This window comes from Serratia sp. JKS000199 (assembly GCF_900215455.1).
GTDB classification, from domain to species: Bacteria; Pseudomonadota; Gammaproteobacteria; order Enterobacterales; family Enterobacteriaceae; genus Serratia; species Serratia ureilytica.
The window spans coordinates 4636611-4650149 of record NZ_LT907843.1 but is presented as its reverse complement, the minus strand read 5'-3'; the positions used below and the strand labels follow the sequence as shown (position 1 = coordinate 4650149).

The 13539-nt window shown below is 60.2% G+C and carries 12 protein-coding genes; 3 read left to right on the top strand and 9 right to left on the bottom strand.

Going from position 1 to position 13539, the window contains the following annotated elements:
• Window positions 1-33: 33 nt before the first annotated feature.
• From CPH57_RS22005 to CPH57_RS21995, 3 genes are all read right to left on the bottom strand, one after another.
• A complete protein-coding gene (locus tag CPH57_RS22005; RefSeq protein WP_033644956.1) occupies window positions 34-648 on the bottom strand; it encodes an IMPACT family protein in 615 nt (204 codons plus the stop codon).
• Entirely contained in the window at window positions 648-1979 is a 1332-nt protein-coding gene (gene pepQ, locus CPH57_RS22000) for a Xaa-Pro dipeptidase (protein WP_033644957.1), read from the bottom strand. Before pepQ ends, CPH57_RS22005 begins: the two co-directional genes overlap by 1 nt.
• Before the next feature lie 112 nt (window positions 1980-2091).
• On the bottom strand, window positions 2092-3288 hold the full coding sequence (locus CPH57_RS21995) for an MFS transporter (protein WP_172428015.1): 1197 nt from the start codon (window positions 3286-3288) through the stop codon (window positions 2092-2094).
• A gap of 233 nt (window positions 3289-3521) precedes the next feature.
• Here CPH57_RS21995 and fadB point away from each other — a divergent pair, with 233 nt between their 5' ends.
• Both fadB and fadA read left to right on the top strand, forming a co-directional pair.
• Entirely contained in the window at window positions 3522-5711 is a 2190-nt protein-coding gene (gene fadB, locus CPH57_RS21990) for a fatty acid oxidation complex subunit alpha FadB (RefSeq protein ID WP_033644960.1), read from the top strand.
• Between the two features lie 10 nt (window positions 5712-5721).
• Entirely contained in the window at window positions 5722-6885 is a 1164-nt protein-coding gene (gene fadA / locus CPH57_RS21985) for an acetyl-CoA C-acyltransferase FadA (RefSeq protein WP_096242720.1), read from the top strand.
• A gap of 172 nt (window positions 6886-7057) precedes the next feature.
• Here the strand turns inward: fadA and fre are convergent, their stop codons facing one another.
• The 3 genes from fre to pepE all read right to left on the bottom strand — a co-directional run bounded on the left by fre (window position 7058) and on the right by pepE (window position 10118).
• The gene (gene fre / locus CPH57_RS21980; protein ID WP_069100519.1) at window positions 7058-7759 is read right to left on the bottom strand and encodes an NAD(P)H-flavin reductase; all 702 of its coding nucleotides are present in this window, start codon (window positions 7757-7759) and stop codon (window positions 7058-7060) included.
• A gap of 50 nt (window positions 7760-7809) precedes the next feature.
• A complete protein-coding gene (gene ubiD / locus CPH57_RS21975; protein WP_033644963.1) occupies window positions 7810-9330 on the bottom strand; it encodes a 4-hydroxy-3-polyprenylbenzoate decarboxylase in 1521 nt (506 codons plus the stop codon).
• A gap of 62 nt (window positions 9331-9392) precedes the next feature.
• Window positions 9393-10118 (bottom strand): dipeptidase PepE, encoded by a 726-nt coding sequence (gene pepE, locus CPH57_RS21970; protein WP_033644964.1) that lies wholly within the window; start codon window positions 10116-10118, stop codon window positions 9393-9395.
• Between the two features lie 245 nt (window positions 10119-10363).
• On the opposite strand from pepE, the gene rfaH reads away from it, so the two are divergent.
• Window positions 10364-10852: a transcription/translation regulatory transformer protein RfaH gene (gene rfaH, locus CPH57_RS21965; protein WP_033644965.1), complete on the top strand. Its 489-nt coding sequence runs from the start codon at window positions 10364-10366 to the stop codon at window positions 10850-10852.
• A 42-nt stretch (window positions 10853-10894) separates the two neighbouring features.
• Here rfaH and hemB read toward each other — a convergent pair whose 3' ends face one another.
• The 3 genes from hemB to tatC are packed head-to-tail and all read right to left on the bottom strand — an operon-like array spanning window position 10895 to window position 13538.
• Window positions 10895-11917, bottom strand: a complete 1023-nt coding sequence (hemB, locus tag CPH57_RS21960; RefSeq protein WP_042783470.1) for a porphobilinogen synthase — start codon at window positions 11915-11917, stop codon at window positions 10895-10897.
• Window positions 11918-11931: 14 nt separating this feature from the next.
• Window positions 11932-12714, bottom strand: coding sequence for a 3'-5' ssDNA/RNA exonuclease TatD (gene tatD, locus CPH57_RS21955; RefSeq protein ID WP_046688567.1), 783 nt, complete (start codon window positions 12712-12714; stop codon window positions 11932-11934).
• Between the two features lie 53 nt (window positions 12715-12767).
• Entirely contained in the window at window positions 12768-13538 is a 771-nt protein-coding gene (gene tatC, locus CPH57_RS21950; RefSeq protein WP_033644968.1) for a Sec-independent protein translocase subunit TatC, read from the bottom strand.
• Between the last annotated feature and the right edge of the window lies 1 nt (window position 13539).

Sequence of the window (13539 nt, the reverse complement as noted above, 5' to 3'; positions counted from 1 at the left end):
TCAGCACGATCCTTAGCAATTCAATTGGGAGGATTATTGCGAAATGGGGGTTAATTGCAAATTACCGCGACTGAGATCACGCAATTTATTCCCAAACAGCTCGACCTCAGTCGCCGGCAGCGCCAAATGCAGCACGACGGCGGCGCCGTATTCACCCTGCAGGATCCGACCTGCGATTTGCTGCAACAAGTTCTCCACCAGCGCCAACTGCGCATAGTCGCACTGCAAGATATATTCGGCTTCGGGCACCTTTTGCGCCAGCGCCAGCTGCTTCAATGCCTGTTGAACACCGTTGCCATAAGCTTTCACCAGCCCGCCGGTGCCCAATTTGACACCGCCGTAGTACCGAACGACTACGGCGGTCACTTCACCGATACCGCTGCCCATCAGCTGCGCGAGGATAGGTTTGCCGGCGGTGCCCGACGGTTCTCCATCGTCGGAGAACCCCAGCTGCTGCGAATCATCGGGGCTACCGGCGACGAAAGCCCAACAGTGGTGCCGCGCCGCCGGGTGCTCATCCCGCACCTGCTGAATAAACGCCTTTGCCGCCTCCACCCCGCCGGTCGGCGCCAGCAGGGTGATGAAACGGCTCTTCTTTATCTCTTCGGTAAAGCAGGTTGCTTCCGCCGGTATCGGGTACGGCCGCATCAAGCCAGGTTCAGATCGCGCGTCATGTTCTCGATGCGCTTTTCATGGATCACGATGTTGTCTTCGATGCGAATACCGCCATACGGTTTCAGCGCATCGATGCGATCCCAGGCGAAGTGCTGCTTGAACTCGCCGCTGCGCCACGGCGCCAACAGAGACTCGATGAAGTAAAGACCCGGTTCGATGGTCAACACCATGCCCGGCTGCAACACGCGGGTGCAACGCAGGAACGGGTACTTGGACGGCGCCGCCAGATGGGTGCCTTGCTCGTCCTGCATAAAGCCGGCGGCGTCGTGCACCTGCAGGCCCAACGGATGGCCCAACCCGTGCGGCAGGAACGGCGTGGTGATACCCGTTTCGACCATCGCCTCTTCGCTGAGGCCATTCACCAGTTTGTGATTCTTGAGCAGCTTGGCGATGCGCTGATGCATCTGCACATGATAGTCGGTGTAACGCACGCCGGTTTTAATGGTGTCGATCAGCGCCAGCTGTTCACTATTGAGATCTTTCACCAGATGAGCGAACTCGCTGCCGCTTTGCGCCGCATAGGTACGCGTCAGATCGGCGGCGTAGCCGTTATATTCCGCCCCGGCGTCGATCAGAAAACTCAGGGACTCGGCCGGCGGCTGATGATCCAGCTTGGTGTAGTGCAGCACCGAAGCGTGCTCGTTCAACGCCACGATGTTGTCGTAAGGCACATCGGTATCGCGATGGCCGGTAGCCGTCAGGTAGGCCAGATTGATGTCGAACTCGCTCATGCCGGAGAGGAAGGCCTCATGCGCGGCACGATGGCCGGTTACCGCCGTCTTCTGCGCTTCGCGCATGCAGGCCAGCTCATAGCCGGTTTTAATCGAACGGTGGAAATCCAGGTAGTTCAGCACCGCTTTCGGGTTGATGTTTTCCGAAGGGATGCCGAGATCGCGGGCGCGCTGTTGGGCATAACCGATATAGCCGACGCGCTCACGCTGCGGCGGCAGCTGCTGCGCGATCGCATCGGCGTTGGCCAGCGGCATCAATTCGAGGGACTTGGTCCAGAAACTGTTCGGCAGCGGCTCAACGCTGTGCCAGTAGTCAACCGGGGAGTAGAACCACAGCTTCGGCTTGTTGACGCCATCTATCCACAACCAGCAGTTCGGCACCGACGTCACCGGCACCCAGGCTTTGAAATGCGCGTTCACTTTGAACGGGTAGCTATGGTCGTCCAAAAATACCTTTTGCAGTTCCCCGGAGTGAATCAGCAGCGCATCCAACTTGTTGCGCTCCAGCACTTCACGCGCGCGTTTTTGCAGTTCTGCCAGGTGGTCGTTATACAAAGAAGCCAGCGTTTCCATCACAGTACCCTTATGCCTTAGCACGAAAGAAGCCATCTTAACACAGCGCTCCGACGCACCAACCTCATCGCGTTGGGCATGCGGAGCAGCTCGCAATTCCCTGCAAATGCCGTTACATCCGCAGCTTAACCATTAACCAGCCGCCCAAACCGAGCAGCGCTATCGCCAGCGCCCACAGGCCATGGTGTTCCAACAACACCGCGCCGGCCGCGGCGACGCCCGCCAGACACTGCTGCAGAAAGCCACACAGCGCCATCGCATAAGCGCCGTACTCTTTGGCATCGCTGACCGCCATCGCCATGCTGTTGGGAAACAGCACCGCCTGGCCAAAAATGGTCAGGCAATACAGCGCGATGAACAGCGCCATGCCGGAAAGGCAGGCCAGAACGCCGCTCCACCACAGCAGCAGGATCGCCGCCGTCGCCAGCGCCACGATGCCGCTGCCGGCCTGCATCAGTTTTTTCCCGCCGAGACGCGCCACCGTACGGTTCACCGTCAGCGCTCCGCTGAAGTAGGCGACGCCGATCACCAGCCCCAGGGCGCCGAACGCCGTGACGTTGAGACCAAACTCCTGCTGCATGACGAACGGACTCACTTCCTGCAGTGTCACCGTGGTGGCAAACCCCAGCCCGCCGACGCAGGCCGGCCAAAAGAACCCAGGCCGCCGCAGGATGGCAAAGTAGGTTGCCGCCATCGCCGGGCGCACGCCCCCTGCCCGTCCCGCCTCCAGCGGCAGCGTCGCCATCAGCACCAGAATGATCAAACCGGTGGCGCCCATCAGGACGAAGCCCATCTGCCAGTGCGCATATTGGCTCAGCAGGCCACCGATAAACTGACCGCCGCCCAGCGCGGTGATAAAGGCGATGGAGAGCACCGACAGACGCCGCGCCAGTTCGTCCCCGCTCCAGTTATCCCGCACGATGATGCGCGCGATGATCGCCGCACCGCCGGCACCCACGCCCTGCAGCGCACGCAGCGTCAGCAATTGGGCGCCGTTGCTGCACAGCGCCAACAGCCCGCTGCAGCCAATGAAAAGAAATAAAGACAGCGTCAGGGGCGCGCGGCGGCCAAAGCGATCGGCGGCCGCGCCCCAGAACAGCACCGGCAAGGCGGCGCCGATGACGAAGATTGAAATGGACAGCTCGGTGGCGCGCCGGCTCATCGCCAGCTCCCGCATCACCGTCGGCAGCGAAGGCAAGTACACGGTCGTCGCCATTTGCGCCATAAACACCAACAGACACGCCAGCGTCATGGTTCTGGCGGGAATGCTCCATAAGCCGCTGCGTTTAACACAAGCCGCCTTAGTCATGCGTAACCTCGTCTGAATGTTCATTCGCTGCGAGCAAGTGTATGAGGGCCGACAAGCTCCGGCAAATGCCGATAGCACATAAAATATAACTTCGTTTCAAATCAAAAAACTAACTTGGCGACATGTGATCAGACCAGCAAAAATGCAATCTCTCATTTGCATATTGTTAACATAAAAACCACACTCCTCTTCATCTGGTCATACCAGATCATACGCTGATTCAGGAGATAGACATGCTCTACCAAGGCGAAACATTACAACTGCACTGGCTCGATAACGGCATCGCCGAGCTGGTGTTCAACGCACCGGGCTCGGTCAACAAGCTGGACACCCGCACCGTCGCCAGCCTGGGCGAAGCGCTCACCGTGCTGGAAAACCAGCCAGAGCTCAAGGGGCTGCTGCTGCGCTCCACCAAAGCCGCATTTATCGTCGGCGCCGATATCACCGAATTCCTTTCTCTGTTCGCCGCGCCGGCTGAAAAGCTGCAGGAGTGGCTGGTATTCGCCAACAACGTCTTTAACCGGCTGGAAGATTTGCCGGTGCCGACCATTTCGGCCATTAACGGCTATGCGCTCGGCGGCGGTTGCGAATGCATTTTGGCGACCGATTTCCGCGTCGCCTCACCGGACGCGCGCATCGGCCTGCCTGAAACCAAATTGGGCATCATGCCGGGCTTCGGCGGCTCCGTCCGCCTGCCGCGCCTGCTGGGTAACGACAGCGCGCTGGAAATCATCGCCGCCGGCAAAGACGTCAGCGCCAAAGACGCCTTGAAAGTCGGCCTGGTCGATGCGGTAGTGGCGCCGGAAAAACTGGCCGAAGCCGCGCTCAACATGCTGCAACAGGCGATCGACGGCAAGCTGAACTGGCGCGCCGCGCGTCAACCGAAGCTGGAGCCGCTGAAGCTCAGCCCGATCGAGGCGGCAATGAGCTTCACCACCGCCAAAGGCATGGTGCTGCAGACCGCCGGCAAACATTACCCGGCGCCGATGACAGCGGTGAAAACCATTGAAGCCGCCGCCAAGCTGGGCCGCGATGAAGCGCTGAAACTGGAAACCGCCAGCTTCGTGCCGTTGGCGCGCTCCAACGAAGCGCGTGCGCTGGTCGGCATCTTCCTTAACGATCAGTTCGTGAAGGGTCAGGCGAAAAAGCTGGCCAAGAATGTGGACGCGCCGAAACAGGCGGCGGTGTTGGGCGCCGGCATCATGGGCGGCGGCATCGCTTACCAATCGGCGTTGAAAGGCGTGCCGGTGATCATGAAGGACATCAGCGACAAATCGCTGACGTTGGGCATGAACGAAGCGGCCAAGCTGCTCAATAAGCAGTTGGAACGCGGCAAGCTGGATGGCCTGAAAATGGCGCAGGTGCTGTCGACCATTCAGCCGACGCTGGACTACGCCGGCATCGAGCGCGCGCAGGTGATCGTCGAAGCGGTCGTGGAGAACCCGAAGGTCAAAGCCGCCGTGCTGTCGGAAGTGGAAAACCTGATCGGCGAAGACACCGTTCTGGCGTCGAACACCTCGACCATTCCGATTAATCATCTGGCAAAATCGTTGAAGCGTCCGCAAAACTTCTGCGGCATGCACTTCTTTAACCCGGTACACCGTATGCCGCTGGTCGAAATCATCCGCGGCGAACAAACCAGCGACGAGACCATTGCCAAAGTGGTGGCCTACGCCAGCCGCATGGGCAAAACGCCGATCGTGGTGAACGACTGCCCGGGCTTCTTCGTCAACCGCGTGCTGTTCCCATACTTCGCCGGCTTCAGCCTGCTGCTGCGCGACGGCGCCGACTTCCGTCAGATCGATAAAGTGATGGAAAAACAGTTCGGTTGGCCGATGGGCCCGGCCTACCTGCTCGACGTGGTGGGCATCGACACCGCACACCACGCGCAAGCGGTAATGGCGGCCGGCTTCCCGGAGCGCATGAGCAAAGACTATCGCGACGCCATTGACGTGATGTTCGACAACCAGCGCTTCGGTCAGAAAAACCAGCTGGGCTTCTACCGCTACAGCCAGGACAACAAAGGTAAGCCGCGCAAGGACAACGACGAGCAGACCGATGCGCTGCTGGCCGAAGTGAGCCAACCGCGCCAGACCATCAGCGACGAAGAGATCGTTGCGCGCATGATGATCCCGATGATCAACGAAGTGGTGCGTTGCCTGGAAGAGAAGATCGTCGCCAGCCCGGCCGAAGCCGATATGGCGTTGGTCTACGGCATCGGTTTCCCTCCGTTCCACGGCGGCGCGTTCCGCTACCTGGATACGCTCGGCACCGCCAACTACGTTGAGCTGGCCCAGCGTTACGCACACCTCGGCGCCCTGTATCAAGTGCCGGCCGGTCTGCGCGCCAAGGCCGAACGCAATGAAAGCTACTACCCGGTGGCGACACCGCTGTCCGACGTCGCAACCCGCCAACCGGCATGAGGTCATAAAGATGGAAAACGTAGTTATTGTTGATGCCGTACGCACGCCGATGGGCCGCTCCAAGGGCGGCGCCTTCCGCCAGGTGCGCGCCGAAGATCTCTCCGCTCATCTGATGCGTGAAGTGCTGAGCCGCAACCCGGCGCTGAACGCCGACGAGATCGATGACATTTACTGGGGCTGCGTGCAGCAGACGCTGGAACAAGGCTTCAACATCGCCCGCAACGCCGCGCTGCTGGCCGAGATCCCGCACCGTGTGCCGGCGGTGACCGTCAACCGCCTGTGCGGCTCTTCGATGCAGGCGCTGCACGACGCGGCACGCGCCATCATGGTTGGCGACGCACACGTCAGCCTGATCGGCGGCGTGGAACACATGGGCCATGTGCCGATGAACCACGGCGTGGATTTCCATCCGGGGCTGAGCCGCAGCGTGGCCAAAGCTGCCGGGATGATGGGGCTGACCGCCGAAATGCTGGCCAAGATGCACAACATCAGCCGCCAGATGCAGGATGAGTTTGCCGCCCGCTCCCACCAGCGCGCGCATGCGGCGACGCTGGCGGGTTACTTCAAAAACGAGATCATTCCGACCAACGGCCATGATGCCGACGGCGTGCTGACCCGTTACGATTTTGACGAAGTCATTCGCCCGGAAACCACCGTCGAAAGCCTGTCGGCCCTGCGTCCGGCGTTCGATCCGGTCAACGGCACCGTCACCGCCGGCAGTTCCTCCGCCCTGTCGGACGGCGCTTCCGCCATGCTGCTGATGAGCGAATCGCGGGCCAAAGCGCTCGGTTTGAAGGCCCGCGCCCGCATCCGCTCGATGGCGGTCGTCGGCTGCGATCCTTCCATCATGGGCTACGGCCCGGTGCCGGCCAGCAAGCTGGCGCTGAAACGCGCCGGTCTGAGCGTGCAGGACATCGATCTGTTCGAGCTGAACGAAGCGTTCGCCGCCCAGTCGCTGCCGTGCATCAAAGATCTGGGGCTGATGGACAGCATCGACGACAAGATTAACCTGAACGGCGGCGCCATCGCGCTCGGCCACCCGCTGGGCTGTTCCGGCTCCCGCATCTCGACCACCTTGTTGAACAACATGGAACGTCGCGACGCGCAGTTCGGCCTGGCGACCATGTGCATCGGCCTGGGCCAGGGTATCGCCACCGTGTTTGAACGCGTTTAGCTGTGTCTATCTTGGGATGACCGCGTCACCACTTCAAATCGCGGCATCCCGCCAAGTTTAGTTGCCGTTCTTCCCGCCTGTCAGGGGCGGGTTTTTTATGCCTGAAATTTGCCGACGCCCAAATAAAAACGGGGCGACCCTCGGCCACCCCGTTCACTGCGCATCGCCTCTGTCAGATAAACGAAAACGCGTCGCCAAACATATGCGCTTCCTGCGCGCCGCGCTCGGCGCAGAAACGCTCGCGGGCGATTTTCGCCATCTCGAAACGCCCGGCGATGTAGATGTCATGCTCCGCCAACGTGCCGAAATCCTGCAACACCGCGCTGAGCACGGTGCCGCTGCGGCCACGCCATTCCGCCTCCGGCTGCTCGACCACCGGGATCACCTTCAGGTTCGGGTGTTGCACCGACAGCGCTTCCAGCTCGCTCAGATCGTACAGGTGCTTCAGCTCACGCCCGCCCCAGTAGATGGAAATGTCGCGATCGGGCTGCTGCTCCAACGCGGTCAACAGGATTGAGCGCGCATAGGAGAAGCCGGTGCCGCCGGCGATCAGCACCAGCGGACGGCAGCCCTCTTCCCGCAGCCAGGCGTCGCCATGCGGCATATCGACGGTGATCGCCTGCTCTTTCAGGATGCGATCCATCACCGCCATGGCGTACAGATTCAGCTCCGAAGCACCGATATGCAGCTCGATGTAATCTTGCTGCGTCGGGGTTGATGCCAGCGAGAACGGACGTTTGTCGCGCTCGTCCATCACCACCATCAGATATTGCCCTGCCTTGAAAGAAAACGGCTGCTCGGGCACCAGACGTACCCGATAAACCGTATCGGTAATGGCCTCTACCGAGGTCACTTTACAGCTCAATATTGTCATGCGTTCCCTCTGTCGGGTCATCAATGCAAAGCTGAGAACAGGGCCTGACGCTATAACGTCGGTTCCCTGTCACTGAAAATTGCGAGCTCATCCCAGATTTCGTCGACGCGCGCACGTACCTTTTCATCCATCTGAATCGGACGGCCCCATTCGCGATCGGTTTCACCCGGCCATTTGTTGGTGGCGTCCAGCCCCATCTTCGAACCCAGTCCGGAAACCGGCGAGGCGAAGTCCAGATAGTCGATCGGCGTATTCTCCACCAGAACCGTATCCCTTGCCGGATCCATTCGTGTGGTGATCGCCCAAATCACGTCATTCCAGTCGCGCGCATTGACGTCATCGTCACAGACGATAACAAATTTGGTGTACATAAACTGCCGCAGGAACGACCAGACGCCCATCATCACGCGTTTCGCGTGGCCGGCGTACTGTTTTTTCATGGTCACCACCGCCAGGCGATACGAGCACCCTTCCGGCGGCAGATAAAAATCAACGATTTCCGGGAACTGTTTTTGCAGGATCGGCACGAACACTTCATTCAGCGCCACGCCCAGGATCGCCGGCTCATCCGGCGGCCGACCGGTGTAGGTCGAGTGGTAAATCGCGTTGCGACGCTGGGTGATGTGCGTGACGGTGAATACCGGGAACTGGTCGATTTCATTGTAGTAACCGGTGTGGTCACCGTAGGGGCCTTCCGGCGCCATTTCACCCGGCTCGATATAGCCCTCCAGCACGATTTCGGCACTGGCAGGCACTTCCAGATCGTTGGAAAGGCACTTGACCACTTCGGTTTTATTGCCGCGCAGCAGCCCGGCAAAGGCGTATTCAGACAGGGTATCCGGCACCGGCGTCACCGCGCCGAGGATAGTGGCGGGATCGGCGCCCAGCGCCACCGCAACCGGGAAACGCTCGCCGGGGTGCGCCTGGCACCACTCCTGGTAATCCAGCGCGCCGCCGCGGTGCGACAGCCAGCGCATGATCACTTTATTCTTGCCCAGCACCTGCTGACGATAGATACCGAGGTTTTGCCGTTCCTTATGCGGGCCGCGGGTCACCGTCAGCCCCCAGGTGATCAGCGGCGCGGCGTCTTCCGGCCAGCAGTGCATCACCGGAATGCGGCCCAGATCGACATCATCGCCCTGCCATACCTGCTCCTGACAAGGCGCGGATCCCAGCACCTTGGTCGGCATGTTCAGCACCTGCTTGAACTTCGGTATTTTGTCGAACAGATCGCGGAAACCTTTCGGCGGCTCCGGCTCTTTGAGGAAAGCCAGCAGTTTGCCGACTTCGCGCAGCGCGCTGATGTCTTCCTGCCCCATGCCCATCGCCACGCGATTGGCGGTGCCGAACAGGTTGCACAGCACCGGCATGTCGTACCCTTTCGGGTTTTCAAACAGCAGTGCCGGGCCGCCCGCCCGCAGGGTGCGATCGGCAATTTCCGTCATTTCCAGGTAAGGATCGATCGGCTGGCTGATGCGTTTTAGTTCCCCTCTCTTCTCCAGCAACGAGAGGAAATCGCGTAAGTCACGGTATTTCATGCTGATCATTATAGCGGCCAGTGGGGAGGGCATTATAAGCCCTCTTCAAGGTTGTTGCTGCAATTTTGTTAACGCCGCCCGCTGCCGGGTGGCCCTCAGCCGCAGTTGAACGGCACCAGCGCAGCCAGTGCGCGCGTATCCTGATATTCGCGCGTCTCTTCGCCGTGGCGGAACACCTTAAAGCCCTGCCCGTTGGCGCTGAAATAACGCAGCGCATTGCCTTCAACGTGCAACAGACTGCCTTCACGCAACGCCACTACCGATTCGCTCGGGTTGATCGCACAGAACTCCGCGAGACGCTCGTCACGGGTTTCGCCCATGTGGCCGCTGATGTGCGCATCGATGTAATGCGGGTTAATCTGCACCGGGAACAACCCCAGCGCCGGCAACACCACGCTGCAGCGCACCGGCATGTCATTGGTGGTGCGAATACTCGGCGTCGCCACGTTGCAACCTGCGCTCCAGCCGACGTAAGGCACTTCACGCTCGCGCACCGCGCGCTGGATAGGCACGATCAGGCTTTGTTCGTGCAGCATCTGGTTCAGCAACCAGGTGTTGCCGCCGCTGACCAAAATGCATTCGGCCTGCGCGATCGCCGCCGCCGGTGAAGCGGCGTGGTGAATGCTGGTGACTTCAATGCCCAATGTTTGCGCCAGCTCCTGCGCGCGCCGATCGTAGTCGTAACGGATCAGCGCGTAAGGGATAAAGACGGCGGATTTGATGCCGCGGCGCGCAATCATCGCCAGCAGTTGGCTTTTGGCGTACCCCAGCAGCTCGGCTTCGCCAGACAGCTTGCCGTTGCTCAACAGAAACAGCTCCATTTTTCTCCCCTCGGTCAAAAACGATGAATAGCGTCACAGCCGGCGGCGCAACGCCTTGCCATACTGTGACGGTAACAAATTTTTAGCCCTCTGTTATACCAGCGCCGTATCGATAAGTGTGTGACCCCTCGCTAATAGCCGTAGATTCAGAAAGATAGGCGATGTTACATGCTGAAACTTGCATCACTATGTATCCGGAATAGCTTTTGATATGCTTACCGGCTGGCAGAAAGGCATGTGAAATTATGGAATCCTGGTATCTACTTTATTGCAAACGCGGTCAGCTGTTGCGAGCGCAGGAACATCTGGAGCGGCAGCAGGTAAACTGCCTCAGCCCAATCATCACGCTGGAAAAAATCGTGCGTGGCAAGCGCATCGCGGTCAGCGAACCCCTGTTTCCCAATTATCTGTTTGTGGAATTCGACCCGGAGCGCATTCACACCACCACCATCAGCGCCACCCGCGGCGTCAGCCACTTCGTGCGTTTCGGCGCGCTGCCGAGCGTCATCCCGAGCAAGGTGATCGATGAGCTGCGCACGCACACCAGCGAGACCTATGTCGATCCGGAAACCCCGCAGCCGGGCGATACCGTTCTGATCGTCGACGGCGTATTCGAAGGGCTGCAGGCGATCTACACCGAGCCGGACGGCGAGGCCCGCTCGATGCTGTTGCTCAACCTGATCAACAAACAGGTCAGTCAAAGCATCGACAATCGGCAATTCCAGAAAATGTAATGCAAAAAGGCGCCCTCAGGCGCCTTTTTTACGGTATCGCGCTTAGCGGCGCAGCGCTTCTTCATGCAGCCATTGGGCGACACGTTTGGCGAAGTAGGTCAGCACGCCGTCGGCGCCGGCGCGTTTAAAGCACATCAACGACTCCATCACCGCAGGCTGCTCCTGCAGCCAGCCGTTCTGAATCGCCGCCATGTGCATGGCGTACTCGCCGGACACCTGATAAGCGAAAGTCGGCACACCGAAGGTATCCTTCACCCGGCGCACTACATCCAGGTAAGGCATGCCCGGTTTCACCATCACCATGTCCGCGCCTTCCTGCAGATCCTGCGCAATCTCTTGCAGCGCTTCATCGCTGTTGGCCGGATCCATCTGATAGGTCTTTTTGTTGCCGCCTTTCAGGTTGCCGCTGGAACCCAGCGCATCGCGGAACGGACCGTAATAGCAGGAAGCGTACTTGGCGGAGTAGGCCATGATCTGGGTGTTCACCAGGCCCTGCAGCTCCAGACGATCGCGGATCGCCCCGATACGGCCGTCCATCATGTCGCTCGGCGCCACGATTTCCGCGCCCGCTTCGGCATGAGACAGCGCCTGACGCACCAGAATGTCTTTGGTCACGTCGTTAATCACGTAGCCCTGCTCATCGATCACCCCGTCCTGACCGTGGGTGGTGTAGGGATCGAGCGCTACGTCGGTCAGAATGCCCAACTCAGGCACCGCGTCTTTCAGCGCGCGCACCGTGCGCTGCACCAGCCCTTCCGGGTTGTAGGCTTCTTCCGCATGCAGCGACTTCAAGCCCGGTTCAATCACCGGGAACAGGGAGATGACCGGCACGCCGAGTTTGGCGATGGTTTCCGCTTCCTTGACCAGCAGATCGATCGTCATGCGCGATACGCCCGGCATCGAGGCCACTTCTTCCTGGCGGTTGCTGCCTTCCATGACGAACACCGGATAAATCAGGTCATTGACCGTCAGTTGGTTCTCGGCGACCAGACGGCGGCTGAAGTCATGACGGCGCACGCGGCGCATACGGCGACCAGGAAAGGTGCCCGGAAATGCATAGCTCATAGTTTTCTCCTAGCTCAAACCAGCCGGAATAGCCGGCGGGCGTTCTCATCGGTTTTTTGCCCCAGCCATTGCGGCTCTTCCTGCCGCCAGACGGCGACCTGATGCACGATGTGGGGCAGGAAACAGGGTTCGTTGCGGCGAGATGCGGGTTTAGGCTGTAAATCCCGGGGCAACAGATAAGGGGCGTCAGTTTCCAGCAGCAGACGCTCAGCCGGGATCTGCGGCAGCAGGGCGCGCAATTCCAGACCGCGCCGCTCGTCGCATACCCAACCGGTAATCCCGATCGACAGGCCCAGCGACAGGCAGCTTGCTAATTCTTCGGCGGTGCCGGTGAAGCAGTGCACCACGGCCGCGGGCAGTTTATCCAACCACGGCGTCAGTAGCTCGGCAAAACGTGCGTGTGCGTCGCGACAGTGAAGAAACACCGGCAGCGCCAACTCCGCCGCCAGCGCCAGTTGCGCACTGAACGCCGCTTCCTGCTGCTCCGGCGTCGAGAAGTTGCGGTTGAAATCCAGACCGCATTCACCGATCGCCACCACTTCTGGGCCGGCGGCCAGGGCATAAATCTGCTCGGCGCTGCGTTCATCCCAGCTGCCGGCGTTATGCGGATGCACACCGGCGGTGGACCAGCAATAGCCCGCATGCTGCTGCGCCAGCATGGCGGCCTCGCGGCTCTCCGGCAGATCGGTGCCGGTAATCAGCATCCCGGTAACGCCCGCCGCGCGGGCGCGCTCCACCACGGTCTCGCGGTCTTTGGCGAATTGGCTGCTGGTGAGGTTAACGCCGATATCAAACATGGTTTTTTCCAAAGCAAAAGCCGCCCTATGGGCGGCTTCGCAATCAATGAGGATCAGGGCGCTGGGGGTTCGTCACCCTCGTCGTCGTCTTCCGCCTGCGGACGGCGTTTGCCGGTATAGAAGCGAGCGAAGAATACCCCCACTTCAAACAGCAGATACATCGGTATCGCCAGCAGGGTTTGCGAGAACACGTCCGGCGGCGTCAACAACATGCCGACCACAAACGCGCCGACCAACACATACGGCCGTTTCTTCTTCAGGTCTTCCGGCGAAGTGACGCCGCTCCAGCACAGCAGAATGATGGCGACCGGCACTTCGAAGGCGACGCCAAACGCCATAAACAGCGCCATGACGAAATCGAGGTAGTTTTTAATGTCGGTCGCAATGGTCACCCCCATCGGCGCGGTCTTGGCGAAGAAGCCGAAGGCCAGCGGGAACACGATGAAGTAGGCGAAAGCCATGCCGAGGTAAAACAACAGGCTGCTGGACACCAGCAACGGCATCATCAGGCGGCGTTCATGCTTGTACAGCGCAGGCGCGATGAACGCCCATACCTGATACAGGATCATCGGCGCGGAGACGAACACCGAAACGATCATGGTCAGCTTGATCGGGGTGAAAAACGGTGACGCCACGTCGGTGGCGATCATGCTCGCGCCGGCCGGCAACTGCTTGAGCAGCGGCGCAGAAACCAGCTGGTAGATGTCGTTGGCGAAAAACACCAGCACCACGAACACCGCCAGTACGCAAATAATCGAGTTCAACAGCCGCTTGCGCAGCTCTATCAGATGACTGATAAGGGGTTGGGTATCTTCAACAGCCATG